At 73.9% G+C, this 24,940-nt stretch carries 27 protein-coding genes; 10 read left to right on the top strand and 17 right to left on the bottom strand.

Going from position 1 to position 24,940, the window contains the following annotated elements; all coding sequences use genetic code 11:
• Positions 1–38 precede the first annotated feature (38 nt).
• The 5 genes from GA0070622_RS25120 to GA0070622_RS25140 all read right to left on the bottom strand — a co-directional run bounded on the left by GA0070622_RS25120 (position 39) and on the right by GA0070622_RS25140 (position 7,382).
• Positions 39–536: a GNAT family N-acetyltransferase gene (locus tag GA0070622_RS25120; protein ID WP_245666809.1), complete on the bottom strand. Its 498-nt coding sequence runs from the start codon at positions 534–536 to the stop codon at positions 39–41.
• Positions 537–702: 166 nt separating this feature from the next.
• A complete protein-coding gene (gene dxs / locus GA0070622_RS25125) occupies positions 703–2,649 on the bottom strand; it encodes a 1-deoxy-D-xylulose-5-phosphate synthase (RefSeq protein ID WP_091579513.1) in 1,947 nt (648 codons plus the stop codon).
• Between the two features lie 48 nt (positions 2,650–2,697).
• Positions 2,698–3,840, bottom strand: a complete 1,143-nt coding sequence (locus GA0070622_RS25130; protein ID WP_245666811.1) for an anhydro-N-acetylmuramic acid kinase — start codon at positions 3,838–3,840, stop codon at positions 2,698–2,700.
• 63 nt (positions 3,841–3,903) lie between these two features.
• Positions 3,904–5,145 carry a class I SAM-dependent RNA methyltransferase gene (locus GA0070622_RS25135; protein ID WP_245666813.1) on the bottom strand — a complete coding sequence of 414 codons (1,242 nt, stop codon included), beginning with the start codon at positions 5,143–5,145 and terminating at the stop codon, positions 3,904–3,906.
• Positions 5,146–5,321: 176 nt separating this feature from the next.
• Positions 5,322–7,382, bottom strand: a complete 2,061-nt coding sequence (locus tag GA0070622_RS25140) for an APC family permease (protein WP_091583949.1) — start codon at positions 7,380–7,382, stop codon at positions 5,322–5,324.
• Positions 7,383–7,540: 158 nt separating this feature from the next.
• Between GA0070622_RS25140 and GA0070622_RS25145 the strand changes: the two genes are divergently transcribed.
• Positions 7,541–8,206: a potassium channel family protein gene (locus GA0070622_RS25145; protein ID WP_091579521.1), complete on the top strand. Its 666-nt coding sequence runs from the start codon at positions 7,541–7,543 to the stop codon at positions 8,204–8,206.
• Positions 8,207–8,209: 3 nt separating this feature from the next.
• A complete protein-coding gene (locus tag GA0070622_RS25150) occupies positions 8,210–8,899 on the top strand; it encodes a potassium channel family protein (protein WP_091579526.1) in 690 nt (229 codons plus the stop codon).
• Between the two features lie 15 nt (positions 8,900–8,914).
• On the opposite strand, the gene GA0070622_RS25155 is transcribed toward GA0070622_RS25150, so the two are convergent.
• From GA0070622_RS25155 to dut, 4 genes are all read right to left on the bottom strand, one after another.
• Entirely contained in the window at positions 8,915–9,595 is a 681-nt protein-coding gene (locus tag GA0070622_RS25155; protein ID WP_091579530.1) for a DUF3159 domain-containing protein, read from the bottom strand.
• Positions 9,592–9,972 (bottom strand): OB-fold nucleic acid binding domain-containing protein, encoded by a 381-nt coding sequence (locus GA0070622_RS25160; protein ID WP_091579534.1) that lies wholly within the window; start codon positions 9,970–9,972, stop codon positions 9,592–9,594. Before GA0070622_RS25160 ends, GA0070622_RS25155 begins: the two co-directional genes overlap by 4 nt.
• 162 nt (positions 9,973–10,134) lie before the next feature.
• Positions 10,135–10,770, bottom strand: a complete 636-nt coding sequence (locus GA0070622_RS25165; protein ID WP_091579538.1) for a DUF3710 domain-containing protein — start codon at positions 10,768–10,770, stop codon at positions 10,135–10,137.
• Between the two features lie 25 nt (positions 10,771–10,795).
• Positions 10,796–11,293: a dUTP diphosphatase gene (gene dut, locus GA0070622_RS25170; RefSeq protein WP_172968011.1), complete on the bottom strand. Its 498-nt coding sequence runs from the start codon at positions 11,291–11,293 to the stop codon at positions 10,796–10,798.
• Between the two features lie 85 nt (positions 11,294–11,378).
• Between dut and GA0070622_RS25175 the strand changes: the two genes are divergently transcribed.
• On the top strand, positions 11,379–11,870 hold the full coding sequence (locus tag GA0070622_RS25175) for a DUF3093 domain-containing protein (protein WP_091579546.1): 492 nt from the start codon (positions 11,379–11,381) through the stop codon (positions 11,868–11,870).
• A gap of 18 nt (positions 11,871–11,888) precedes the next feature.
• Here GA0070622_RS25175 and GA0070622_RS25180 read toward each other — a convergent pair whose 3' ends face one another.
• Together GA0070622_RS25180 and GA0070622_RS25185 are read right to left on the bottom strand one after the other, a co-directional pair.
• Positions 11,889–12,617 carry a hypothetical protein gene (locus tag GA0070622_RS25180; RefSeq protein WP_172968012.1) on the bottom strand — a complete coding sequence of 243 codons (729 nt, stop codon included), beginning with the start codon at positions 12,615–12,617 and terminating at the stop codon, positions 11,889–11,891.
• Between the two features lie 269 nt (positions 12,618–12,886).
• On the bottom strand, positions 12,887–13,183 hold the full coding sequence (locus tag GA0070622_RS25185; RefSeq protein WP_013284790.1) for a DUF4193 domain-containing protein: 297 nt from the start codon (positions 13,181–13,183) through the stop codon (positions 12,887–12,889).
• 437 nt (positions 13,184–13,620) lie between these two features.
• Between GA0070622_RS25185 and GA0070622_RS25190 the strand changes: the two genes are divergently transcribed.
• Positions 13,621–14,136, top strand: a complete 516-nt coding sequence (locus GA0070622_RS25190; RefSeq protein ID WP_176558891.1) for a LytR C-terminal domain-containing protein — start codon at positions 13,621–13,623, stop codon at positions 14,134–14,136.
• 95 nt (positions 14,137–14,231) lie between these two features.
• Here the strand turns inward: GA0070622_RS25190 and GA0070622_RS25195 are convergent, their stop codons facing one another.
• Positions 14,232–15,053 (bottom strand): inositol monophosphatase family protein, encoded by an 822-nt coding sequence (locus tag GA0070622_RS25195; RefSeq protein ID WP_091579559.1) that lies wholly within the window; start codon positions 15,051–15,053, stop codon positions 14,232–14,234.
• Positions 15,054–15,339: 286 nt separating this feature from the next.
• Between GA0070622_RS25195 and GA0070622_RS25200 the strand changes: the two genes are divergently transcribed.
• The gene (locus GA0070622_RS25200; RefSeq protein ID WP_091579563.1) at positions 15,340–16,953 is read left to right on the top strand and encodes an RNA polymerase sigma factor; all 1,614 of its coding nucleotides are present in this window, start codon (positions 15,340–15,342) and stop codon (positions 16,951–16,953) included.
• A gap of 245 nt (positions 16,954–17,198) precedes the next feature.
• On the top strand, positions 17,199–17,432 hold the full coding sequence (locus GA0070622_RS25205; RefSeq protein ID WP_013284786.1) for a DUF7455 domain-containing protein: 234 nt from the start codon (positions 17,199–17,201) through the stop codon (positions 17,430–17,432).
• A gap of 143 nt (positions 17,433–17,575) precedes the next feature.
• On the opposite strand, the gene GA0070622_RS25210 is transcribed toward GA0070622_RS25205, so the two are convergent.
• From GA0070622_RS25210 to GA0070622_RS25220, 3 genes are all read right to left on the bottom strand, one after another.
• The gene (locus GA0070622_RS25210) at positions 17,576–19,297 is read right to left on the bottom strand and encodes a DEAD/DEAH box helicase (RefSeq protein WP_091579568.1); all 1,722 of its coding nucleotides are present in this window, start codon (positions 19,295–19,297) and stop codon (positions 17,576–17,578) included.
• 197 nt (positions 19,298–19,494) lie between these two features.
• Entirely contained in the window at positions 19,495–20,139 is a 645-nt protein-coding gene (locus GA0070622_RS25215) for a trimeric intracellular cation channel family protein (RefSeq protein WP_091579571.1), read from the bottom strand.
• Positions 20,140–20,179: 40 nt separating this feature from the next.
• A complete protein-coding gene (locus GA0070622_RS25220) occupies positions 20,180–20,398 on the bottom strand; it encodes a DUF3039 domain-containing protein (RefSeq protein ID WP_091579574.1) in 219 nt (72 codons plus the stop codon).
• Between the two features lie 88 nt (positions 20,399–20,486).
• On the opposite strand from GA0070622_RS25220, the gene GA0070622_RS25225 reads away from it, so the two are divergent.
• On the top strand, positions 20,487–21,413 hold the full coding sequence (locus tag GA0070622_RS25225) for a pseudouridine-5'-phosphate glycosidase (RefSeq protein ID WP_091579578.1): 927 nt from the start codon (positions 20,487–20,489) through the stop codon (positions 21,411–21,413).
• A 281-nt stretch (positions 21,414–21,694) separates the two neighbouring features.
• Positions 21,695–22,591, top strand: coding sequence for a carbohydrate kinase family protein (locus tag GA0070622_RS25230; protein WP_091583953.1), 897 nt, complete (start codon positions 21,695–21,697; stop codon positions 22,589–22,591).
• Positions 22,592–22,627: 36 nt separating this feature from the next.
• Here GA0070622_RS25230 and GA0070622_RS25235 read toward each other — a convergent pair whose 3' ends face one another.
• On the bottom strand, positions 22,628–22,984 hold the full coding sequence (locus GA0070622_RS25235; RefSeq protein WP_091583956.1) for a DUF3099 domain-containing protein: 357 nt from the start codon (positions 22,982–22,984) through the stop codon (positions 22,628–22,630).
• 106 nt (positions 22,985–23,090) lie between these two features.
• Between GA0070622_RS25235 and GA0070622_RS25240 the strand changes: the two genes are divergently transcribed.
• The gene (locus GA0070622_RS25240; protein ID WP_245666815.1) at positions 23,091–23,402 is read left to right on the top strand and encodes a hypothetical protein; all 312 of its coding nucleotides are present in this window, start codon (positions 23,091–23,093) and stop codon (positions 23,400–23,402) included.
• Positions 23,392–23,703 carry a hypothetical protein gene (locus GA0070622_RS25245; protein ID WP_091579582.1) on the top strand — a complete coding sequence of 104 codons (312 nt, stop codon included), beginning with the start codon at positions 23,392–23,394 and terminating at the stop codon, positions 23,701–23,703. Before GA0070622_RS25240 ends, GA0070622_RS25245 begins: the two co-directional genes overlap by 11 nt.
• A 4-nt stretch (positions 23,704–23,707) precedes the next feature.
• On the opposite strand, the gene GA0070622_RS25250 is transcribed toward GA0070622_RS25245, so the two are convergent.
• The gene (locus GA0070622_RS25250) at positions 23,708–24,940 is read right to left on the bottom strand and encodes a low temperature requirement protein A (protein WP_091579587.1); all 1,233 of its coding nucleotides are present in this window, start codon (positions 24,938–24,940) and stop codon (positions 23,708–23,710) included.

Genomic DNA, 24,940 nt, shown 5'->3' on the forward strand with positions numbered 1-24,940 from the left:
GTGCGAGCGGCGCGAGGGCGAGCCGGGCCGGGCGGAAATCAGGGGTGGTGGAGGCGCATGCCCAGGTAGGGGGCGGCGGCGGGGCCGGGGCGGGTGGTGCCGTCGGGGCGCCAGCCGTGCCGGGTGTAGAAGGCGCGGGCCCGGGTGTTGCGCTCCCACACCTCCAGCACCCCCACCGCCAGCCCTTCGGCCTCCAGGTGGCGCAGGAAGAGCCCGTGCAACGTGCTGCCGACGCCACGGCCCCAGCACTCCGGGTCCACGTGGATCTGGTAGAGCTGCGCGGCATTCACCTCGGACGAGTGCGGCGGGCCCATGGCCAGCAGGCCGACCACCCGCCCCTCGATGACGGCCACGCGCACGTGCTTGTGCGGCGCGGCGATCGCCGCCGTCCAGCCGTCCCGTTGTTCCCGGGCGAGTTCCGGGTCGACGATCTCGCCGAGGGGCAGCCCACCAGCGCCGTAGTAGGTGATCCGGGCCCGGGTGTGCAGGTCGACGATGTCATCGAGGTCGGCCGGCGTGGCGGCACGCACGTCCATCGCGCAGCCTCCCATGATCCACTCCACGTCGCCGACGTGGTGGCGTCCCGGCTACCTCGACGCCGCCACTACGGCGAACTGGCGGCACGCCGCGGCCGGGACACCTACGGAACAGCGCTCGGGCGGCCCCGCGGGAAAGCGGGACCGCCCGAGCACCGTATCCGGATCAGTTCTGCGCCGTGGCCCCGTCGGTGGCCGGGTCGACCGGCGCGGCGTCCAGGCCGGAGATCCAGCCGGTGACGTCACGCGCCACGTCCTGCGCGGTCAGCCGCAGGTCGGCCAGGATCTGCGCGCGGGTGCCGTGCGGGTGCCAGTCGGCCGGTACGCCCAGGTCCTTGACCGGCACCCGGACGTCGGCGTCGCGCATCGCCTGGGCCAGCGCGGAGCCGACGCCACCGACCCGGACGCCGTCCTCGACGGTGACCACGAGGCGGTGCCCGGCGGCCAGCTCGACCAGCTCGGCCGGGACCGGGCGGACCCAGCGCGGGTCGACCACGGTGACGCCGTAGCCCTGCTCGGCGACCCGGGTGGCGACCTCCATGCCCAGGGCGCCGAAGGAGCCGACCGCGACCAGCAGCACGTCGGTACGCGCCGATTCGGCCAGCACGTCCACCGGGCCGACCCGGCGCACGGCCGGCAGGTCAGCGGCGACGGTGCCGGTCGGGAAGCGCAGGATGGTCGGGCCGTCGTCCACGGCGATCGCCTCGCGCAGCTCCTCGCGCAGCGTCGCCGAGTCGCGGGGCGCGGCGATCCGCAGACCGGGCACCACGCCGAAGACCGACATGTCCCAGACGCCGTAGTGGCTCGGCCCGTCGGGGCCGGTGATGCCGGCCCGGTCCAGCACGAACGTGACCGGCAGCTTGTGCATGGCCACGTCCAGCAGGACCTGGTCGAACGCCCGGTTGAGGAAGGTGGCGTAGACCGCGACCACCGGGTGCAGGCCGCCCATGGCCAGGCCGGCGGCGGAGGTGGCCGCGTGCTGCTCGGCGATGCCCACGTCGTAGACCCGCTCCGGGTACTTGCGGGCCAGCGTGGCGATGCCGGTGGGCTCGGCCATGGCGGCGGTGATGCCGACCACGTCCGGACGCTCGTCGGCGATGCTCACCAGCTCGTTGGCGAAGACGTGGGTCCACTTCACCGACGGCGCGGCGACCAGCTGGCCGGTCTCGACGTCGAAGGCGCCGCCGGGGCCGTGCAGGCAGTCCGCCTCGTCGTCCTCGGCCGGACGGTAGCCGTAGCCCTTGCGGGTGACCGCGTGCACGATCACCGGGCCGCCGAAGTTCTTCGCCGCGCGCAGCGCCGCCTCGACCGCCGGCACGTCGTGGCCGTCGACCGGGCCGACGTACTTGATGCCCAGGTCCTCGAACATCGCCTGCGGGGCGACCGCGTCCTTGATGCCCTTCTTGACCGCGTGCAGCACCTCGAACATCGGCTTGCCGACGAACGGGGTGTTGCCCAGCGCGTCCTTGACCGTGTCGAGCACCTTCTCGTAGCCGGGGTTGAGCCGCAGCGACGACAGGTGGTCGGCGAGGCCGCCGATGGTCGGCGAGTAGGACCGGCCGTTGTCGTTGACCACGATGACCAGCGGGTTGCCGGCGGTGGCGATGTTGTTCAGCGCCTCCCAGCACATGCCGCCGGTGAGCGCGCCGTCGCCGACCACGGCCACCACGGCCCGCTTCTCGCCGCGCAGCGCGTACGCCTTGGCCAGGCCGTCGGCGTAGGACAGGGCGGTGGAGGCGTGCGAGTTCTCGATCAGGTCGTGCTCGCTCTCCGCCTGGCTGGGGTAGCCGGAGAGGCCACCGCGCTGGCGGAGCTTGTCGAAGCCCTCCTGCCGGCCGGTGAGGATCTTGTGTACGTACGCCTGGTGGCCGGTGTCGAAGAGGAGCCGGTCGCGGGGGGAGTCGAAGACCCGGTGCATCGCCAGGGTCAGCTCGACCACACCGAGGTTGGGACCGATGTGCCCGCCGGTGCGGGAGACCTTCGCGATCAGGAAGTCACGGATCTCGGCGGCGAGGATGTCCAGCTGCTCGGCGGTCATCCGCTTCACGTCCTGCGGGCCGCGGACGGTGCCCAGCAGCCGACCGTGGTTGGCCGTGCCCTCTTCAACACTCATGACCGGAGAGTCTATCGGCCGCGCCACAGTCCGCAGCCGAGCCGTGGATCAGGCGGCGACCACCAGCCGGCGCGGCGGCGTCGCCCGGGCCGCCCCGAACGGCGGGCCGGCGGGGGTCCAGGAGCCGAGCACGGCGGCCCGGGAGGCGCCGGTGACCGACGGGACCGCGCCGGGCAGCCCGTGCCAGCTCAGCCACCCCAGCAGCGCGAACGCGTACGCCTCCTTGGCCTGGGCCGGCACGCCCAGCTCGTCGGTGGTGCGCAGCCGCCACCGCCCGGCGCCAAGCGCGGCCAGCCGGGCCCGGAGTGTGGGATTGCGCACTCCCCCGCCGGCGGCGACCACCTCGGTCACCCCGTGCCGGTCGCAGGCGTCGGCGACCGTGCGGGCGGTCAGCTCGGTGAGCGTGGCCAGCACGTCGTCGGCGGCCACCGGCTCGCCCAGGGCGGCCAGCGCGGCGTCCAGGTAGCCGCCGTGGAACAGCTCCTTGCCCGTCGACCTGGGCGGCGGCGCGGCGTAGTAGGGCTCGGCGAGCAGCCGGGCCAGCAGCGCGCCGTGCACCCGGCCGGCGGCGGCCCGCGCCCCGTCGACGTCGCAGGGGCGGTCGAGGAAGCGGCGGGCGGCGGCGTCCAGCAGCGCGTTGGCCGGGCCCACGTCGTACCCGAGGACCGGCGCCCCGGGCGCGACCACGGTGAGGTTCGCGATGCCGCCCAGGTTCAGCGCCGCGCGGGCCCCGGCGCTCCCGTCGAGCAGCAACGCGTCGAACGCCGGGACCAGCGGCGCGCCCTGCCCGCCGGCCGCCACGTCCGCCGAGCGCAGGTCGTGCAGCACCGGCACGCCCACCCGGGCGGCGACCCGGGCCGGCGCGCCGAGCTGGAGGGTGCCGCGCACCCGGCCGGCCTCGACCCAGTGGAAGACGGTCTGGCCGTGGGAGACGACCGCGTCGACGGCGCCCCCGGCCAGCTCGACACCGACGGCCGCCGCCTCGGCGAACACCTCACCGAGCCGGTTGTCCAGCCGGCACACCGCCTCGATCGTGGTCGCGGCCGGCGGCAGCAGCGCGCCGATCTGCGCCCGCAGGTCGTCCGGGTAGGCCAGCTCGCGGTGCCCGAGCGGACGCAGCCGCAACGTGTCCCCGTCGAGGGTGAACTCGCCCGCCGCCACGTCCACCCCGTCGTACGAGGTGCCCGACATCAGCCCGACGATGCGCAAGGAAGGGCCCCCTTTTAACGGATCCGGTAGAGGAAGGGCCCCCGCTTAACGCGCCGGGGGCAGGAACAGGCCGACCAGCTCGACGTGCTGGGTCATCGGGAACAGGTCGAACCCGCGCAGCGCGGCCAGCCGCCAGCCCGCCTCGGCGAACGTGCGCACGTCCCGGGCGAAGGCGGCCGGGTCGCAGGCCACGTACGCGACCGCGCGCGGCCCGGCGGCCACCACGCCGCGTACCACCGGGGCGCCCGCGCCGGAGCGCGGCGGGTCGAGCACCACCAGGTCGACCGGGCCGGTGATCCGGCGCCGGGCCAGCGCGGTCTCGACCCGGGCCGCGACCACCTCGACGGCGGGCAGGTCGGCCAGGTTGGTGCGGGCGGCGGCCACCCCGTCGGGCGCCGACTCGACCACCGTCACCCGGGCCCCGTCGACCCGGCCGGCGAGCGCGGCGGCGAACAGCCCGGCCCCGCCGTACAGGTCCCAGGCGCTCTCGCCCGGACGCGGGTCGAGCAGATCGAGCACGGCGCCGACCAGGGCATCCGCCGCCGCCGGGTGCACCTGCCAGAAGCCGGAGGCGGGCAGCGTGAAGGACCGCCCGGCCGCCGTCTCCCGGACCCGCTCCGGCCCGCTCACGGCCGTGGCGACCCCCTCGGCGTACGCGACCACGGCGACGTCCCCGCCGGTGCTGGCGACCGTCTCCACGGCGTCGGCGTGCGGCCAGCGCGCCCCGGTGGGCGGCAGCACCGGCAGCTCCTGGATCGCCGGGTGGGCGATCAGGCACCTGTCGATCGGCACCACCTCGTGCGAGCGGTGCTTGAGCAGCCCGGCCCGGCCGGTCGCGTCGACCGCGTAGCGGACCCGGGAGCGCCAGCCCAGCGGCCCGCCGGGCAGCGCCTCGACCCGGACGCCGAGCGCGTCCACCTGGGCGTCGGTGAGCCGACCCAGCCGGGTGAGCTGCTCGCGCACCACGGCGACCTTCCAGTCGAGCTGGGCCGCCGGGGCGACGTGCTGGAGGTCGCAGCCGCCGCACGCGCCGGGCCGGGCGTACGGGCAGGGCGGGACGACCCGGTCCGGGGAGGCGTCGAGGATCTCCACCGCGTCGGCGCGGGCGAAGCCACGGTGCAGCTCGGTCACCTCGGCCACCACCCGCTCGCCGGGCAGCGCGTGCCGGACGAAGACCACCTGGCCGCCGACCCGGGCCACGCAGTGCCCGCCCGGCGCGACCGCGTCGACGGTCAGCTCGACCCGGTCGGCCTCCTCCAGCCCGGGGCGTTCCGGCGCGGCGCTCACGGCGTCCTCCTTCGTTCGCGACTGCGAGGCTCGCAACACCGGCTCACTCCTCGCGCTCACGGCGTCCTCCTTCGTTCGCGACTGCGAGGCTCGCAACACCGGCTCACTCCTCGCGCTCACGGCGTCCTCCTTCGTTCGCGACTGCGAGGCTCGCAACACCGGCTCACTCCTCGCGCTCACGAGCGGCCTCCCGGCTCGTCGGAGGGCGCCGGAGCGACCGGTGGCACGGTCGGCGGCAGCGTGCTCTGCGGCGCCACCCGGGGGCCGCGGGCCGGACCACGGCTGAGCGTGGCGTCGAGGCGGTCCAGGTTCTTGCTGGCGGTGGAGGCGAGCTGCCAGGGCACGCTGGTCACCATCACGCCCGGCTCGAACAGCAGCCGGCCCTTGAGCCGCAGCGCGCTCTGGTTGTGCAGCAGGTTCTCCCACCAGCGCCCGACCACGTACTCGGGGATGAAGACGGTGACCACGTCGCGGGGCGACTCGCGGCGGACCGAGGCGACGAAGTTGAGGATCGGCCGGGTGATCTCCCGGTACGGCGAGTCGATCACGGTCAGCGGCACCGGCAGCTCCCGGCGCTCCCAGTCGGCCTGGAGGTCCCGGGTGTCCTTCTCGTCCACGTTGACGGTCACCGCGGTCAGCGTGTCCGGCCGGGTCGCCCGGGCGTACGCGACGGCCCGCAGGGTCGGCTGGTGCAGCTTGCTGACCAGCACGATGGCGTGGTTGCGGGCGGGCAGCACGGCCCGTTGCTCGGTCGGCTCCAGCTCGGCCGCGACCCGGTCGTAGTGCCGGCGGATGGCGAGCATGACCACGTACATCACCGCCATGGCGACGATCGCGATCCACGCGCCGAGCAGGAACTTCGTGACCAGCACGATGATCAGCACGATGCCGGTCATGGCCATGCCGAACGTGTTGATCGCCCGGGAGCGGATCATCCGCCGCCGCGCCTCCGGGTCGCGCTCGGTGCGCAGGTGCCGGTTCCAGTGTCGGATCATGCCGGCCTGGGAGAGCGTGAACGAGACGAAGACGCCGACGATGTAGAGCTGGATGAGCCGGGTCACCTCGGCCTGGAAGCCGACGATCAGCACCACCGCGAAGACGGCGAGGAAGACGATGCCGTTGGAGAACGCCAGCCGGTCGCCCCGGGTGTGCAGCTGGCGCGGCAGGTAGCGGTCCTGGGCCAGGATCGAGCCGAGCACCGGGAAGCCGTTGAACGCGGTGTTGGCGGCCAGGAACAGGATCAGCGCGGTCATGCCGGCGACCACGTAGAGCAGCACCGAACCGCTGCCGAACACGGTCTCGCCGAGCTGCGCGGTGACCGTCTTCTGCACGTACCCGGCCGGGCCGCCGACGATCTGCGTGGTCGGGTCCTCGACGAACTGCAGGCCGGTCTTGCGGGCCAGCAGGATGATGCCGACCAGCATGGTGACCGCGATGGTGCCGAGCAGCAGCAACGTGGTCGCCGCGTTCTTGGACTTGGGCGACTTGAACGCCGGTACGCCGTTGGAGATGGCCTCGACGCCGGTGAGCGCGGCGCAGCCGGAGGAGAACGTGCGCAGCAGCAGGAAGATCAGCGCGAAGCCGGTCACGCTGTGCTCGGCGTGGATCTCCAGGCCGGCGCTGGGAGCCTGCAGGTCGTCGCCGAGCACGAAGATCCGCACGAACCCGGTCAGCAGCATGCCGCCGATGACGATGACGAAGCCGTAGGTGGGGATCGCGAACGCGGTGCCGGACTCGCGCAGGCCGCGCAGGTTCATCGCGGTGAGCAGCACGACCGCGCTGACCGCGATGAGCACCTTGTGGGTGGCCACGAACGGCACCACCGAGCCGAGGTTGGCCACGCCGGAGGAGACCGACACGGCGACCGTGAGCACGTAGTCGACGAGCAGCGCGCTGGCCACCGCGAGGCCGGCGCGCGGCCCCAGGTTGACGGTGGCCACCTCGTAGTCGCCGCCGCCCGAGGGGTACGCGTGCACGTTCTGCCGGTAGCTCGCCACCACGGTGAGCATCACCACGACGACGGCGAGCGCGATCCACGGCGAGAAGAAGAACGCCGAGGCGCCCGCGATGGAGAGCGTCAGCAGGATCTCGTCCGGGGCGTACGCCACGGAGGAGAGCGCGTCGGACGCGAAGACCGGCAGCGCGATGCGCTTCGGCAGCAGGGTGTGCTGCAGGCGGTCGGACCGGAACGGTCGACCGAGGAGGAGTCGCTTCAGCAGCGAGGTGGGTCGGGCCACAACCGCCAAGCGTACGGCCAGCCGGCTCGGGACGGTGGGGTGGCTGATCACCCCCGCGCGCGACCGCGCGGTACGGTTCGGTGCCCCGTCGCGGGCGGGGACGTGGCAGGCTCGCAGACGACGGGTCGGCGGGCGGCACCGTGGGAGGAGCGGACACCGTGCATGTCGTGATCATGGGCTGCGGCCGGGTCGGGTCGACCCTGGCACACAGCCTGGAGTCCCGGGGGCACTCGGTGGCGGTGATCGACCAGGACGCGGACGCGTTCCGCCGGCTCGGGCCGGACTTCGCGGGCATCACGGTCACCGGCGCCGGCTTCGACGGCGAGGTGCTGCGTCAGGCCGGCATCGAGCGGGCCGACGCGTTCGCCGCGGTCTCCAGCGGCGACAACTCCAACATCATCTCGGCCCGGCTGGCCCGGGAGACGTTCGGCGTCTCCCGGGTCGCGGCCCGGATCTACGACCAGCGCCGCGCCCAGGTCTACGAGCGCCTCGGCATCCCCACCGTGGCGACGGTCCGGTGGACCGCCGACCGGATGCTGCGGCACCTGGTCCCCGAGGGCAACGTGGAGATCTTCCGCGACCCGACCAGCACCGTGTCGATCATCGAGGTGCCGGTGCACAAGGACTGGATCGGCCGGTCGCTGCGGCAGCTGGAGGAGGCCGTCGGCGCCCGGGTGGCCTACCTGACCCGGTTCGGGATCGGCACCCTGCCCACCGCCTCCACCGTGGTGCAGGAGGGCGACCAGGTCTTCATGTTGGTGACCGACGACATCACCGCGTCGGTCACGTCGGTGGCGGCGACGCCGCCGGAAGGGGGGCACTGAGCCATGCGGATCGCCATCGCCGGCGCCGGCAACGTGGGCCGCTCGATCGCCCAGGAGCTGATCGACAACGGCCACCAGGTGATGCTGATCGAGCGGCAGCCCAAGATGCTGCGGCCGGACCGCGTCCCGGCCGCCGACTGGGTGCTCGCCGACGCGTGCGAGCTGGCCAGCCTCGAGGAGGCCAACGTGGCCGGCTGCGACGTGGTGGTGGCGGCCACCGGCGACGACAAGGTCAACCTGGTGGTCTCGCTGCTGGCCAAGACCGAGTTCGCGGTGCCCCGCGTGGTCGCCCGGGTCAACCGGGCGGAGAACGAGTGGCTCTTCACCGACCAGTGGGGCGTGGACGTCGCGGTCAGCAAGCCGCGGGTGATGGCGGCGCTGGTCGAGGAGGCGGTCACCGTCGGCGACCTGGTCCGGCTGATGACGTTCCGGCAGGGCGAGGCGAACCTGGTCGAGATCACGCTGCCGCCGACCGCGCCCTACGTCGGGCAGCCGATCCACGCGGTGCCGCTCCCCCGGGACGCGGCGCTGGTGGCGATCCTGCGCGGCAAGCGGGTGCTGGTGCCCACCCCGGACGACCCGATCGAGGCCGGCGACGAGCTGGTGTTCGTGTGCACGGCGGAGGTGGAGGACGAGGTGCGCGGCGTCATCCTGGGCCCGGAGAGCACCGAGCGGCACCGCGGCCGCCCCTGACGGGCGGGAGGACCCTCAGGCGCCGGGCAGCGGGGCGGGTGCGCCCTCCCGGGTGACCCGGCGCACCACCCAGACCGTGATCAGCAGCAGCAGCGCGTACGGCGGGTAACCCAGGGCGAGCCGGGCCACGCCGAGCGCGGTGTCCTGGTGGGCCAGGTAGAGCCCGGCCTGCACGCCGACCTTGGCCAGCCACACCACGCCCCAGAGCACGGTGAGCTGGGTGAAGGTGCGCACCAGCCTCGGGTCGTCGCGCCACTCGGAGCGGCCCTTGGCCACCAGCACCGACCAGATCCAGCCGACCAGCGGCTGCCGGATCGCGGCCGACAGCAGCAGCGCCAGCCCGTAGCCGATCCCGTAGAGGATGCCGGGCAGGTAGAAGTCGCGCTCGTTGCCGGTGCGCCAGGCGATGGCCGCGCCGATGCCGACGCCGAAGAGCCCGTTCACCGCGTGCCGCACCGGCCGCCGCTGCACCAGCCGGAGCACGGCGATCAGCAGCGCCACCGCGACCGAGGCGATCACCGCGGGACGCAGCTCGCCCACCACATTGGCGATCACGAAGACCACCACCGGGATGCTCGACTCGACCAGGCCGCGCCAGCCGCCCAGCTGGTCGGCCATCTGCTCGGCGATGCTGGGCAGCCGCTCGTCGTCCTGCGGGTCGAGCCCCGACGGGGTGTGCTGCTGTCCGGTCGTCACTTCGGCGACTCCAGCTCGTAGTACGGGTTGTAGATCACCTTGCGGTCGTCCCGCACGGCCACCCGGCCGCGGGCGGTGAGGTGCCGGCCCGGCTCGATCCCGGCGATGTGCCGCCGGCCCAGCCACACCAGGGTGACCACGTCGTTGCCGTCGTAGAGGTCGGCCTCCAGCGTGGGCAGGTTGGTGCGCGGCGTGTAGACCACCGTGCGCAGCCGCCCGGCCACCGAGACGACCTGGCCCCGGTTGCACTGGTGGGTCGGCGTGCCGCCGGACTCGGCGCTCTCGCGGCGCAGCTCCTGCGCCTCGATCTCGGCCTCGCTCGCGGTGAGCCGTTGCAGGAGCCGCCGCAGCGACACCCGGCCCTGGTCGGTCGTCATGACCTCCGCGTCACCCTCTCCACGCCGGGGCTCCGCGGACGGCGGAACCGTCCCGCCAGCGTACGCCGATCCGGCGCGCCGGCGGGACCGGCGTGGGCGCGCACGCGACGGGCCCGGCGCCGCCGGCCCGGAGGCCGACGGGACCGGGCCCGGCACGGTGCGTCAGACCTCCTGCGGACCGGCGGCGGCCTGCTCCTGGGCGGCCTGCTGCTCGGCGACCTCGCGGGGCAGCCGCAGCGGCAGCGGCTCCCGCACCGGCTTGGCCTCCTGCCCGCGGTCGACCACCAGGCCGTCCAGGCAGGCCGCCAGCGGGCCGGCGGCGGTCGGGTCGGTGGCCGCCTGGCCCTGGAAGACGCCGCGGACCATCCAGCGCGGCCCGTCGATGCCGACGAACCGCAGGTCGGTCATGCCGTCCGGGGTGCGCAGCCGGGCGCGCAGCTCGGTGCCGTACTCGCCCTCGACCTCCTGGGCCGCGGCGCCGTCGTTGAACAGCGACTGGCGGATCTCCTCGCGCACCTCGTCCCAGATGCCGTCGGACCGGGGCGCGGCGAAGACGCCGAGCTGGAGCGCGTTCTGCCCGTGCACCAGCACCACCTGCTGGATCACCCCCTGCGGGTCGGCCTGCACCCGCACCTCCACGTCCGGCACCGCCGGGATCTGGAGGCTGCCCAGGTCCAGCCGGGGCGCGTCGGGCGCCTCACTGACGTCGTACGGGCCGCGGGACGGCCCGGCGGCCTCCTCGACGTCGAGGACCGCGTCGTCACGCGTCTCGTCGGCCCGCTTCCGGGAGAAGATCACTGCGCCCACCCTCCGCTGTTCGCACTCACCCTGCCACCTCTTCGTCCTGCCCACCGGCCGGAGCCGGAACCAGCCCGGCGTGCCCGCCGGTGGATCCGTGCCCACCGGTACCGCGCCGCGACCCGGGCAGCTCGGCGACCGGCCGGAACTCGGCCCGGGCGACCCGCTGCACCACCAGCTGGGCGATCCGGTCGCCCCGGCTGATCGTGGCCGGCGTGTCCCGATCATGGTTGATCAGGTTGACCAGGATCTCACCCCGGTAGCCGGCGTCGACCGTACCGGGCGCGTTGAGCACCGTCACGCCGAGCCTCGCGGCCAACCCCGATCGGGGGTGGACCAGTCCCACGTACCCCTCCGGCAGCGCCACCGCGACGCCGGTGGGCACCAGGGCCCGGCCGCCGGGCGGCAGCTCCACGTCCACGGCGGACACCAGGTCCGCGCCGGCGTCGCCGGGATGGGCGTACGCCGGCAGCGGCAGCTCCGGGTCGAGCTGCCGTACGGGCACGGGTACGACGTCTGTCACGGTCATCCTCTTCCGTCCGGTCCTCGCGGGGTGACCCTGCCATCCTGCCGGTTGGCCGACCCGCCGCGCGCCGTACCCTCGCAGTGTGCGTCAGTCGTCATCCCCGGCCGCCCCGACGGCCACCCCCGCGTCGTACGCGGAGCGCCTCGGGCTGCCCTGGTGGGCCTGGCCGGTGGGCCTGGCGGTGGCCGGGCTGCTCGCCGCCGAGCTGTGGCTGGGCGCGACCGGGGTCCGCGCCTGGCTGCCGTTCGTGCTGCTGATCCCCGGCACGGTGGCCGCCCTGTGGTGGCTGGGCCGGATCCGGGTCGAGGTGCGCGACGGCGAACTGCGGGTCGACGACGCCCACCTGCCGGTGCGGCACGTCGCGGACGTGGTGCCGCTGGACGCGGCCGGCCGGCGCGAGGTGCTCGGCGTCGGCGCCGACCCGCTCGCCTTCGTGGTCCAGCGTCCCTGGGTCGGCGGCGCGGTCCAGGTGGTGCTGGACGACCCGGCGGACCCGACCCCGTTCTGGGTGGTCAGCACCCGGCGTCCGGTGGAGCTGGCGGCGGCCCTGCTGGCCGCCCGCGACGCGGCCTGACCGTCCCCCGCCGGGCCCTCAGCCCCGCTTGTGCGGCAGGCCGCGGGCCGTGTGCCGGAGATCCTTGCGGAGCTGCTCGCCGAGCGCGCGGGTGGCCCGCCGGTTGAGGTAGCCGGCCACCGCGGCGCCGGTCAGGAACGGCCCGAGCGTGGTGAGGTTGCGACCGAACCGGCGCAGCAGGCTGTCGCGCAGCTCGCGGCGGGCGGCGGTGCCCAGCACCGCGCTCACCCCGACGCCCGGCATCATCGGGTTGATCCCCCGCTGCCCGGCCCAGGACTGCACCAGCGCCACGGCGCGGGCGGTGCCGCCGGTGGGCAGCGGCATCCGGTGGATCTCGTGCAGCTCGCCGATCAGCTTCAGTTCGATCGCCACCACCGCGACCGTCTCGGCGGCCAGCAGGACGGGGGCGGAGAGCAGCGTGGGCGTGACCGCCCACTCGACCGCGGCGACCCCGCCGCCGGCCGCGCCCACCCCGGCCGTGGCCCGGGAGGCGTTGCGGACCAGCCGGTCGGCCAGCGCGTCGTCGTCCAGCCCCGGGAAGTGCCGCCGGAGCGTGGCCAGGTCCCGGATCGGCACGTGCGGGGCGACCTCGGCGACGGTGTCCGTCATCCAGCGCAGCGCCGCCTTCGGCTTGAACAGGTCGGTGATGCCGCGGGCCCGGGCCTGGCCGACCATCCGGACCAGCAGTTGCCGGCGGCGGGCCGGCGCGATGTCGTCGGCGGTCAGGGCGGCGACGGTCGCGCCCAGCTCGTCACCGTCCGCACCGGACGGCGCCCGGCCCGGCTCCGCCGGAGCGGTGGCCGCGTCGGGGGTGGTCGGCGCCGGTCCCGGCTCCGGGGCCGGCGTCCGGTCGGTCCCGTCCGCACGCTCGCTGCGCTCGCTCACCCGTCCGCCCTCCTGCTCCGTGCGGCGTGGCAGCCGCCGCTACGAGTCAAGCAGCTTCCGGCCACCCGCGCACGGCGGCTCGAACAGCGGCGGCCCCGCACCGGGGCCGCCGCCGGTTTCCCCGGACGGGATCAGACGCACTCGCGGCAGATCAGGTCGCCGTTGCGCTCGACCGCCAGCTGGCTGCGGTGGTGGACCAGGAAGCAGCGCGCGCACCGGAACTCGTCCTGCTGCATCGGGAGGACCTTGACCGTGAGCTCCTCGTCGGCCAGATCGGCGCCGGGCAGCTCGAAGCTCTCGGCCACCTCGGCCTCGTCGACGTCCACGGCGCCCGACTGTGAGTCGACCCGCCGGGCCTTGAGCTCTTCCAGGCTGTCCTCGCCGAGGTCGACCTCGTCGCGACGCGGGGCGTCGTAGTCGGTGGCCATCGGTTTCACTCTCCAATATCGATATGGTCGCTGCCGGTTGTAACGCCGGACGACGCCGTTTCGGTTCCCCTGGTCGGCCACCATCTGTGTCGGGCACCCGACCCGACGACCGTTGGGTCGGGCTCGCCGGAGCGGAACCCCCCGGCGAGCGCGGAACCTTACCCCCCCTTTGGGCGAGGCATGTATACCGCCCTCGCGGGAGAGATGTACGCCCCTGCGCCCGAAGTTGTTCCCAATGTGACTCAGGCGACACGAAGATAGGGGTAGTCCTACCCGTTCCCCCGGTGGCGCGCCGGCATGTCGGACTGTTTCCACGCGGGAGCCGGACAAGGGTTAACCTCAGCGGCGTACTGGACGGCCACAGACGCGGCCCGACCGCGGCGGCCGCCGCCACCCAATCACTGTCCGGGGGAGCGCCCAGGATGAGTTTTGCGCGAGTGCGGGCACTCGTTGTCGTCGGACTGCTGGCGGTCATCGCCCTGGTCATCGTGGTCGTCGCCGTGGTGCGCGACACCCAGAGCAAGGCGGGCACGGCCGCCGGGTGCCCGGACGGCTGGCAGCTGGTCGACCTGCGGCTGCGGGAGCAGAAGGACGTGAAGCTCAACGTCTACAACGCCACCGACGAGGCCGGCCGGGCCGGCCTGGTCGCGGACGACTTCCGCAACCGCAAGTTCCAGGTCAAGAAGGTCGGCAACGAGAAGAAGGCGTTCGACGGCGTGGCCGTGCTGCGCTACGGCCCGAAGGGCGTCGGCTCGGCGCACCTGCTGCGGGCGTACTTCCTCAACGAGGCCGAGCGGAAGTTCGACCCGAACCGCAAGGACGACAGCGTCGACGTGGTCCTGGGCAACGGCTTCCAGCAGTTGGCCACCACCACCGAGGTGAACCAGTCGCTCGGCGACCTGGGCGCGCCCGAGGCGCCGCCGGAGACGTGCCCGATGCCGTTCGACAAGTGACCGGTGGGCCGGTCACCCGGCCCGACCCGACGACGACGCAGGGCGGCCTCCGCGGTTCGGGAGGCCGCCCTGACGCGTACGAGGGCGCGTGCCGGTCACGGCCCGCCGGAGGCGTCCAGGTCGGCGAGGCGGGTGTGCAGCGGCCCGTGCAGCGCCGGCGGCGCGGCGAGCACCAGGTCCGGCCCGGCCGCCCGACCGGACAGCCCGGTCACCAGCAGCCCGGCCTCGCGGGCGACCAGCCCGCCGGCGGCGAGGTCCCAGGCGGCGAGCCCCTTCTCGTAGTAGGCGTCCACCCGCCCCTCGGCGGCCAGGCAGAGGTCGAGCGCGGCCGCGCCCATCCGGCGGATGTCCCGCACGTGCGGGATCAGCTCGGCGACCACGCGGGCCTGGTGCGCCCGGCGGCCGGCGTCGTACCCGAATCCGGTGGCGACCAGCGCCTGCCCCAGGTCGGTCTCGGCGGAGCAGCGCAGCCGCTCGCCGTCGCGCCAGGCCCCGCCGCCGGCGGTGGCGGTCCACTCCTCGCCGGTGGCCACGTTGCGCACCACCCCGGCCACGACCTCGCCGGCCACCTCGGCGGCGAGCGACACCGCGCAGTAGGGCAGCCCGTAGAGGTAGTTGACGGTGCCGTCGATCGGGTCGACGACCCAGCGCACGCCGTCCTCGGCGGCCGGGCCGGTGTCCCCCGTGCCGTACTCCTCACCGAGCACCGCGTCGCCGGGGCGGCGCTCCCGCAGCGCCGCCAGCACCTGCCGCTCGACCGCGCGGTCGGCGGCGGTGACCACGTCGGTCGCCGTGCTCTTGGTCGCGGCCACCGACACGCCCTCGGCCCGCATCCGGTGCGCGGTGGCGGCGGCGTCGCGGGCCACCTCGACGGCGATCGTGAGCAACTCCCGCGGCGTGGGCGCCGAGGTGATCATGTTGGTCCCCTTCCCGCACGATCGGGACCGCCCGCGTCGCGCGTGGGTATCATCCTTACAAAGTCCACATCTGCGCTGATTCGGCGGTCCCGGACCACCGGTAGCCGTGCGGCGCAGGATGATCGCGGCAGACGGCGTTACAATTCACCCTGCCCACGCGCCACGGACCGCCACCGACCGGACGGCCCGGGACACGGGGGTCCCTCAACGACTCGCCCGGCACGGCCGTTCGTGCTGCGCCGGACGACCCGGCCGTGCTCGCTCTTTCGCCTCCGGAAGGTCATTCGTGACAGAACCCCGCCAGACCGGCGCCGACGTTCGCTCGCTCACCGACACCCTGATCGCCCACGCGCAGAGCGCCGGCGGCCAGCTCACGTCGGCCCAGCTCGCGCGCACCGTCGAGTCCGCTGAGGTGACCCCGGCCCAGGCCAAGAAGATTCTCCGTGCGCTCTCCGAGGCGGGCGTGACGGTGGTCGTGGACGGCTCGGCGAGCACCCGCCGCCCGCGGGTCGCCGCGGCCCGGTCCGCCACCCCGGCCTCCCGGGCGACCACCGCCAAGACCACCAAGAAGGCCGCCGCGCCCGCCCCGAAGCAGGCGCCCGCCGCCGAGGAGTCCCCGGCGCCGGCCCCGCGGAAGGCGACGGCGCGCAAGGCCGCCGGCACCACCGCCGACGTGGCCGCCAAGGCCGCCGCCCCGGCGAAGGCCACCAAGGCGACCCGGGCCACCAAGGCCACCGTGGCCGCCAAGACCGCCGCGGCGAAGTCCGGCAAGGCCGGCGCCAAGGGCGAGGGCGCCGAGGGCGAGATCGACCCGGAGGAGCTGGCCGCCGAGATCGAGGACGTCGTGGTCGAGGAGCCGGCCGAGCTGACCCAGGCCGCCGAGGCCGACGCCGCCAGCTCCGCCACCGACAACGACTTCGAGTGGGACGACGAGGAGTCCGAGGCGCTCAAGCAGGCGCGCCGGGACGCCGAGCTGACCGCCTCCGCCGACTCGGTCCGGGCCTACCTCAAGCAGATCGGCAAGGTGCCGCTGCTCAACGCCGAGCAGGAGGTCGAGCTCGCCAAGCGGATCGAGGCCGGCCTCTACGCCGCCGAGCGGCTGCGCGCCGCCGACGAGGGCGAGGAGAAGCTGGTCCGCGACCTGCAGCGCGACCTGATGTGGATCTCCCGGGACGGTGAGCGGGCCAAGAACCACCTGCTGGAGGCCAACCTCCGCCTGGTGGTCTCGCTGGCCAAGCGCTACACCGGACGCGGCATGGCCTTCCTCGACCTGATCCAGGAGGGCAACCTCGGCCTGATCCGCGCGGTCGAGAAGTTCGACTACACCAAGGGCTACAAGTTCTCCACGTACGCCACCTGGTGGATCCGCCAGGCCATCACCCGCGCCATGGCCGACCAGGCCCGCACCATCCGCATCCCGGTGCACATGGTCGAGGTGATCAACAAGCTCGGCCGGATCCAGCGCGAGCTGCTCCAGGACCTGGGCCGCGAGCCCACTCCGGAGGAGCTGGCCAAGGAGATGGACATCACACCGGAGAAGGTGCTGGAGATCCAGCAGTACGCCCGGGAGCCCATCTCGCTCGACCAGACCATCGGTGACGAGGGTGACAGCCAGCTCGGCGACTTCATCGAGGACTCCGAGGCCGTGGTGGCGGTCGACGCGGTGTCGTTCTCGCTGCTGCAGGACCAGCTCCAGCAGGTCCTGCAGACGCTGTCCGAGCGCGAGGCGGGCGTGGTACGCCTGCGGTTCGGCCTGACCGACGGTCAGCCGCGCACCCTGGACGAGATCGGCCAGGTGTACGGCGTGACCCGGGAACGCATCCGGCAGATCGAATCCAAGACGATGTCCAAGTTGCGGCACCCCTCGCGTTCCCAGGTGCTCCGCGACTACCTGGACTGACCACCGCACGTCAACTCGTCGTGCCGGTTTGATCACCAGCCGTAGAACACTCATCGGTGATCGGTCGGTTGCCTGTTTGTGATCGTTGACGTGGCACCCTTGGTGCACGGCACACTGTCTTCCACGCCAGGTGTGACCTCGGTCCCCCGCGGGCACACAGGGAAGGCAGGGCCCGAGATGGGTGTTGCACGATAGGTGAGCAACCGAAGAGAGTGTTCATCGGTGACGACCAGAGGAGGAAGGCGATGACCCCGACCCTCACGCCGCCGCCCGAGACGGTGAGCCCCCCGGCCGCCGATGAACGGTGCGACCGCTGCAATGCTGCCGGCAAGCTCCGGATCACTCTGGCGGGTGGGAGCGAGCTGGTGTTCTGTGGGCACCACGCGAACAAGTACGCGGAGGATCTCGTGAAGATCACCGTGCGCTACGCGTCGGACCCGGAGTTCAGCTGGCGTGGCGCCGATCTGATGGCGAACTGAGGTCCGACAGGAAATCCGCAACTCGACATAACCGACCGGAGGCACCCACACGGGTCGCCTCCGGTCGGTTTTTCGTACCCGCGCGCGCAAGGTGTTAACAAGGGGCCCCTGCACTACCGGAGGCGTTAAGAAGGGGCCCTTCCTTACAGGGTCTGCACGGTGGCGATGCGCTCCTCGAGCTGCTCGATCGTGGCCTGGGCGCTGGGCGGGCCACCGCAGATCCGGCGCAACTCGGCGTGGATCTTGCCGTGCGGCTGGCCGGTGCGGTGGTGCCGCGCGGCCACCAGGGCGTTCAGCTGCCGCCGTAGCGCCACCCGACGCTGGGCCGCACTCATCGGTGGGGGCACCGCCGCCGGGGCGGCAGCGGCCGGCTCAGCGGTCCGTAGGGCGGCTCGAAGCTTCTGCGCGGCGAGCTGCTCGGCCTGCCGCTTGGTCAGCAGCAGCGAGACCTGGTCGGCGGTGAGCAACCCGGGCAGGCCGAGGTATTCCTCCTCCTCCGGGGTGCCGGCCTGGGCGGCGGTGCCGAAGGAGGCGCCGTCGAAGATCACCTGGTCCAGCTCGGCGGTGGCGGAGAGCGCCGCGAACCGCTTCTCCAGCTCGCCGCTGGCTCCGTCGTCGCGCTGGGCGCGCTCCAACAGGTCGTCCTCGAAGCCCTCGCGGTCCTTCGGCTTGCCGAGCACGTGGTCCCGCTCGGCCTCCATCTCGCTGGCCAGCCCGAGCAGGTGCGGCACGCTGGGCAGGAAGACCGACGCGGTCTCGCCGGACCGGCGGGCCCGGACGAACCGGCCGATCGCCTGCGCGAAGTAGAGCGGGGTGCTGGCGCTGGTCGCGTACACCCCGACGGCCAGCCGGGGGATGTCCACGCCCTCGGAGACCATCCGCACCGCGACCAGCCACCGCTGCTCGGAGGCCGCGAACGTCGCGATCCGCGCCGAGGCGCCCTGGTCGTCGGAGAGCACCACGGCGGCCTTCTCACCGGTCACCTGCTCCAGCAGCTTCGCGTACGCGCGGGCCACCTGCTGGTCGCTGGCGATGACCAGGCCGCCCGCGTCGGGCATGCCGTTGGCCCGCAGCACGCTGAGCCGGGCGTCGGCGGCGCGCAGCACCTGCGGCATCCAGTCGCCGGCCGGGTCCAGCGCGGTCCGCCACGCCTGGGCGATCAGGTCCTGCGTCATCGGCTCGCCCAGCCGCGCGGCCAACTCGTCGCCGGCATTGGTGCGCCACCGGGTCTCCCCCGAGTAGGCCAGGAACAGCACCGGCCGGACCACGCCGTCGCGCAGCGCGTCGGAGTAGCCGTAGACCGAGTCGGCGCGGGAGCGCAGCAGCCCGTCCCCGCCGCGTTCGTAGCTGATGAACGGGATCGGGTTGTCGTCGGAGCGGAACGGCGTGCCGGTGAGCATCAGCCGGCGTACGGCGGGCTCGAACGCGGCCTTGACGCCGTCGCCCCAGGTGCGCGCGTCGCCGGCGTGGTGGATCTCGTCGAGGATCACCAGCGTCCGCCGGGTCATGGTGCGCCGCCGGTGCACCTGCGGCGCCATGCCGACCTGGGCGTAGGTGACCACGGCGCCGTGGAAGTCGGCGGCGGAGTGCAGGTCGGCGTTGCGGAACGCGGCGTCGAGCTGGATGCCGACCCGGGCCGCGGCCTGCGCCCACTGGGTCTTCAGGTGCTCGGTCGGCGCGACCACGGTGACCGCCTCGACGGTGCCGTCGGCGAGCAGTTCGGCGGCGATCCGCAGCGCGAAGGTGGTCTTTCCGGCGCCGGGCGTGGCGACCGCGGTGAAGTCCTCGGCCCGCCGGCGCAGGTACTCCACCATCGCCTTGCGTTGCCAGGCACGCAGGGGCGGGAACGTGTCGAGCGCGGGCATCCGCGGTGGCACGCGTGGCTCCTCTCCGCCGCGGACGGCGGCGGGCCCGACCGGGGGCCACGGGAGCCGCCGCCCATGAAAAGGCCCTCGCGCATCCGGTGCCGCGAAGGCCGACTCAGCATAACCAGCGGGGGCGTCCCGCCCCACTCGACGCCACGCTGGTCACATCCGCCCACCCCGGTGCGCGACGGTCGCGGCTACGGCCAGCGGGTCCCGGTGCGGGGCGGGCGCAGCGTGGGCACCGGCGCCGACCAGCGTCGCCGCAGCGCGATCAGGCGCAGCCCGAACACGAAGACCGCCGCGCCGGTCAGCGGCAGTGCGGTGGCGTGTCCGTAGGTCGACAGCAACGCCACCACGACCGAGCCGGCGAGCGCGGCGACCGCGTAGATCTCCGAACGCAGCACCACCGGGATCTCGCCGGTGAGCAGGTCGCGGCCCAGCCCACCGCCGATCGCGGTGAGCATGCCGATCATGCAGGCGCCGACAGCGGGCACGTGCGCGTCGAGCGCCTTGAGCGTGCCGGTGACGGTGAACAGGGCGAGGCCGGCCGCGTCGAGCACCAGCACGGTGGTGCGCAGCCGGGCGAGCTGCGGGTGCAGCCGGAACACCGCGGCGGCGGTGACGGCGGCGGTGACCGCGTACCGCCAGTCGGCGAACGCCAGCGGGGGGACCTCGTCGATCACGAGGTCGCGGAAGATGCCGCCGCCGAGGGCGGCGACCACACCGACGAAGACCACCCCGAACAGGTCGAGTCGCTTCGCCACCGCCGCGGAGGCGCCGGAGGCGGCGAACACCGCCACGCCGGTGAGGTCGGCGAGGAGCAGCGCGGTGGAGGTGGTCACCGCCGCAGGTTACGTGGGCGGGCGGCGGCGCCGCCCGCGATCACTCCGAGTAGGAGTCGTAGATCTCCTTGCACTTCGGGCACACCGGGGAGCCGGGCTTGGCGGCCTTGGTGACCGGGAACGTCTCACCGCAGAGCGCGACCACGTAGGTGCCCATGACGGCACTCTCGGCGATCTTCTCCTTGCGGACGTAGTGGAACATCTCGGGACCAGTGTCGGCGTCCTTCAGCTCGGGACGCTCGAGAACCTCTGTGCTCACGTCTGCACCTCCGACCTTCCAGTTTTGCAGGTCCGCCCGGGCCGGTCCAGCTGGGCCCGCCCCGGGAGCGGCCCGTACCGTAGCCGAAGTGACCAACTTTCACATCAGCCTCGGCAGTGACGTGGCCGACGCCCTGCGCGACGGGCGCCCGGTCGTGGCGCTGGAGAGCACGATCGTCTCGCACGGCCTCCCCCGGCCGGACAACCTGCGTGTGGCGCGCGAGATCGAGCAGGCGGTCCGGGACGCGGGCGCGGTGCCGGCCACCATCGGCATGGTCGCCGGTGAGCTGCGGGTCGGGCTGGACGACGCCCAGCTCACCCGGCTCGCCACCGTCGACGGCGTGAGCAAGCTCTCGGTCCGCGACCTGGCGCCGGCCGCGGCGACCGGCGCGGACGGGGCCACCACGGTGGCGGCCACCAGCGCGGTCGCGGCGGCCGCCGGGATCGGGGTGTTCGCCACCGGCGGGCTCGGCGGCGTGCACCGCGAGGCGGCGCAGACGTTCGACGAGTCGGCGGACCTGGTCACCCTGGCCCGTACGCCGATCGCCGTGGTCTGCGCCGGGGTGAAGTCGATCCTCGACGTGGGCGCGACGCTGGAACGGCTGGAGACGCTCGGGGTGGGCGTGGTGGGCTACCACACCCGCCGCTTCCCCGGGTTCTACCTGACCGACGCCGGGTTCGACCTGGACTGGTCGGTGGAGTCCCCGGAGCAGGTGGCCGACGTGCTGGCCGCCCGCGCGGCGCAGGGCGTGCACCACGGAGGGCTGGTCGTGGCCAACCCGCTGCCGGTCGACGAGCAGCTCGACCCGGCGCTGCACGACCGGACACTGGCCGAGGGCCTGGCCGCGCTGGCCCGCGAGGGGATCACCGGCAAGGCGGTGACGCCGTTCCTGCTGGCCCACTTCCACGCCGCCACCGAGGGCGCCAGCCTGGCGGTGAACGTCCGCATCATCCTGCGCAACGCCGACCTGGCGGCCCGGATCGCGGTCGCCGCCGCGAAGCGTCGCCCGGCATGAGCGAACGCACCGAGCGCAGCGAGGGCCGTGAGAACATGCCCAGCCAGCACAGCATGAGCGAATGCACCGAGCGCAGCGAGGGCCGTGAGAACATGCCCAGCCAGCACAGCATGAGCGAATGCACCGAGCGCAGCGAGGGCCGTGAGAACATGCCCAGCCAGCACAGCATGAGCGAACGCACCGAGCGCAGCGAGGGCCGGGAGAACATGACCGGCCAGCACAGCATGAGCGAACGCACCGAGCGCAGCGAGGGCCGGGAGAACATGACCGGCCAGCACGGCATGAGCGGGGTGCCGCGCGTCGTCGTCGTGGGCGACGTGATCACGGACGTGCTCGCGGTGCTGTCCGGCCCGCTGGCCACCGGCTCGGACACGGCGGCCGGGATCCGCTTCAGCGGCGGCGGCCAGGCGGCCAACACGGCGGCCTGGCTCGCCGGGCAGGGCGCGGCCGTGACGCTGGTCGCCGCCGTCGGCGACGACGAGACCGGCCGGGAGCGGGTGGCCGAGCTGACCCGGGCCGGCGTGGACTGCGTGGTGGAGCGGCACGAGGGCTACCCCACCGGCACCGTCATCGTGCTCACCCACGGCGGCGAGCGGACCATGGTCAGCCAGCGGGGCGCCAACCTGCGTCTGACCGCCGGCCACGTGGACGCGGCCCTGGCGGCGGCGCCCGACGTCGGGCACCTGCACCTGTCCGCGTACACCCTGTTGGACGTCGGGTCGCGCGGAGCGGGCCTGCGCGCGCTGGCCGCGGCCCGCGAGCGCGGGCTGACCGTCAGCGTCGACGCGGCCTCCGCGGCGCCGTTGCGGCGCGTCGGCGGGTCGTTCCTGACCTGGGTACGCGACGTCGACCTGCTGCTGGTCAACACGGATGAGGCGACCGTGCTGACCGGCGGCCTGGATCCGGCGGCCCAGGCGCGGGCGCTGACGTCGGTGGCGCACCGGGTGGTGGTCAAGCGCGGCGCGGCCGGCGCGGTCTGGGTGGAGCGCGGGGGCCGGGTGGAGACGGCGCCGGCGCCCGGGGTGGCCGTGGTGGACGTCACCGGGGCCGGGGACGCGTTCGCCGCCGGTCTGCTCACCGCCTGGCTGGCCGGCGCCGACCCGCGCGCGGCCCTGGCCCGCGCGGGCGACCTCGGCGCGCTGGCCGTGACCACGGTGGGCGCCCGTCCCACCCGCTGATCCGCGGGCCGGCCCGGGCGCGTCGGCCCGGGCCGGTCAGGGTTCGGCGTCGATGACCCTGTGCGGGCGCTCCTCGGCCGGGAGCGCCATCGGCGGCGTCTCGTCGCGGTGGCGCTGCTGGAACCTGGTGGACAGGCGGTGCTCCTCCTTGGGCGGGCGGTCGTTCGCCAGGAGCACCGCGAGCCACGGGATGAGCACCATGCCGAGCCCGCACAGCGGCAGCCAGAGCCAGAGCAGCGGGGCCTTGACGCCGACCAGGATCGCGCCCGCGACCAGGCACGCGACCCGGACGCCCATCATCAGCACGTAGCGCTTCTGCCGACTGGTGAGCTGGTCGTCCTGGCTGCGCGGGGCGTCGGTGATCAGGATCGGCTGGTAAGCCTGACGCTTCACCACGGACCTCCTACGAGGGGATACGGCCCATCCTGTCACTCGGGGCGGATGATCGGCGAACTTCGACCGACCCGGCTCGTGTTACGTGCGTGGTACGCTCCGATTCGTGGCCAACCGGTTCAGCTTCACCGACGAGGCGCTGGCGAACCTGCGGGTCTACGACGTCACACCCGGGGAAGTCTGGGAGGCCCTGCACAGCACCCGTCGGGTCATCCGGCACCTCGGCGACGACGTCATGGTGGTCTACGCCACCGACCACCGGGGCCGACGACTCGCCGTGCTGCTGGCCGAGGCCGACGGCACCGACAACGACTGGGACATCCTCTCCGCCCGCGAGCTGAGCGACGTCGAGGCCAAGCGCTACGACGAGGCGGTGCGGAGGTCACGCCGACGAGGAGGCGGTCACCATGCACCGTGACGAGGCGACCAAGCGGTTCCACGCCGGCGGCGACGCGTTCGCCGACCTGATCGACGAGACGTCGCCGGCGCAGCTACCCACCCCCGACAGCGACGTGCCGATGGTGAGCCGCTCGGTGCGGCTGCCGTTGGAGACCTACGACCGGGTCCGGGCCGCCGCCGAGGCGCGCGGCATCGGCGTGACCACCCTGATGCGGCAGTGGATCGAGGCCGGCCTGGCCGACCTGGACGACTCGGCCACCGTCTCGCTGGCCGACGTACGCCGCGCGTTGGCCTCGCTGTCCCGCCCGACCGCCGCCTGAGCCCTCACGCCTCGGGGCCGGCCTCACCGCGCATCTCCCGGCCCAGGGGCGAGGCGGAGGACTCCGGCGGCCGACCCCGGGCGTGCCGGGCGTCGGCGAGCGCGACCAGCGCCAGCACGCCGGCCACCGTGCCCAGCGCCAGCAGCGCCGGGCCGGCCGTCAGCACGGGCGCGAGCAGCACCAGGGCCAGCAGACCGGCCAGCCGGGAGCGGGAGATCCGGCCGAAGATCTCGTACTCGAAGCGGGACCGGGCGGCCAGGAACAGGACCGGGCCGCCGGCCACGAAGACGAGCCAGCGCGGCTCGGCCGGGTCGAACGGGTGGGCGATGACCAGCTCGTAGCCGACCGCGGCGGCGAGCACCCCGAGCACCATGAACAGGTGCGTCTGCGCGGCCGACTCGGCCAGCCGCCCCGGGGAGCCGGCCCGGCGCAGCGCCTCGGCGAGCAGGAACCCGGCCCGGTGGAAGTAGATCCGCCAGAGCAGCGCGGTGACCAGGAACGCGAGCGTGAACGCCGCCGCGCCCTGCCGGGAGAACCGCTCGCCGCTGTAGGCCACCCCGATCACCAGGACCGACTCGCCGAGCGCGATGAGGAAGATCTGCTGGTAGCGCTCGGCCAGGTGTTCCCCGGCCACCAGCCAGCTCCGGATGCGGGACCGCCCGAGCCGGGGCAGCGGCCACCCCAGGTACGTGCCGAGGTAGTCCACCGCCAGCGCCACCACCCACAGCGGCAGGCGCGCCCCGGGCAGCAGCGCGCCGGCCAGCCAGAGCGGCGCGCTGGTGCCGGCCCAGGCGGCGAGCCGCAGCGGAACCGTCCGCCGCGGGTGGCCGCGCAGCGCCGCCACGATCACCAGTGGCCGGCCGACCATCATCACCACGTACGCGAGCACGAACGGCAGCGCCCGCTCCTCCAGCGCGCGGGGCAGCGTCACCCCGAGCACCAGGCTGCCGAACGCGGTGCCGACCACGAGCGCCTGGATCACGATCCGCTCCGGCTCGTAGCGGCTGGTCACCCAGGTGGTGATGGTCCAGACGTGCCAGAGGACCAGGAAGAGCAGCAGCGTCCGGCCGACACCGGCGACCATCGTCTCGCCGGAGCCGTCGAGGTCGGTGATCAGTCGCTGCGACACCCGGGTCAGCGCGAAGACGAAGACCAGGTCGAAGAAGAGCTCCAGGAACGTCGCCCGCTCCGAACTGGCCATGGTGCGCAGCAGCGCCCCGCCCCGCTGCTCGCTCAT

The sequence above is a fragment of the Micromonospora sediminicola genome (genome assembly GCF_900089585.1).
GTDB classification, from domain to species: domain Bacteria; phylum Actinomycetota; class Actinomycetes; order Mycobacteriales; family Micromonosporaceae; genus Micromonospora; species Micromonospora sediminicola.

Excerpts from the sequence above, each read along its gene's own strand:
- GA0070622_RS25120 (WP_245666809.1), bottom strand. The coding sequence starts at position 536 with ATGGACGTGCGTGCCGCCACGCCGGCCGACCTCGATGACATCGTCGAC.
- dxs (WP_091579513.1), bottom strand. The coding sequence starts at position 2,649 with ATGAGTGTTGAAGAGGGCACGGCCAACCACGGTCGGCTGCTGGGCACC.
- GA0070622_RS25130 (WP_245666811.1), bottom strand. The coding sequence starts at position 3,840 with ATGTCGGGCACCTCGTACGACGGGGTGGACGTGGCGGCGGGCGAGTTC.
- GA0070622_RS25150 (WP_091579526.1), top strand. The coding sequence starts at position 8,210 with ATGCGGATCGCCATCGCCGGCGCCGGCAACGTGGGCCGCTCGATCGCC.
- GA0070622_RS25160 (WP_091579534.1), bottom strand. The coding sequence starts at position 9,972 with ATGACGACCGACCAGGGCCGGGTGTCGCTGCGGCGGCTCCTGCAACGG.
- GA0070622_RS25185 (WP_013284790.1), bottom strand. The coding sequence starts at position 13,183 with ATGGCCACCGACTACGACGCCCCGCGTCGCGACGAGGTCGACCTCGGC.
- GA0070622_RS25195 (WP_091579559.1), bottom strand. The coding sequence starts at position 15,053 with ATGATCACCTCGGCGCCCACGCCGCGGGAGTTGCTCACGATCGCCGTC.
- GA0070622_RS25205 (WP_013284786.1), top strand. The coding sequence starts at position 17,199 with ATGACCCCGACCCTCACGCCGCCGCCCGAGACGGTGAGCCCCCCGGCC.
- GA0070622_RS25210 (WP_091579568.1), bottom strand. The coding sequence starts at position 19,297 with ATGCCCGCGCTCGACACGTTCCCGCCCCTGCGTGCCTGGCAACGCAAG.
- GA0070622_RS25230 (WP_091583953.1), top strand. The coding sequence starts at position 21,695 with ATGAGCGGGGTGCCGCGCGTCGTCGTCGTGGGCGACGTGATCACGGAC.
- GA0070622_RS25245 (WP_091579582.1), top strand. The coding sequence starts at position 23,392 with ATGCACCGTGACGAGGCGACCAAGCGGTTCCACGCCGGCGGCGACGCG.
- GA0070622_RS25250 (WP_091579587.1), bottom strand. The coding sequence starts at position 24,940 with ATGAGCGAGCAGCGGGGCGGGGCGCTGCTGCGCACCATGGCCAGTTCG.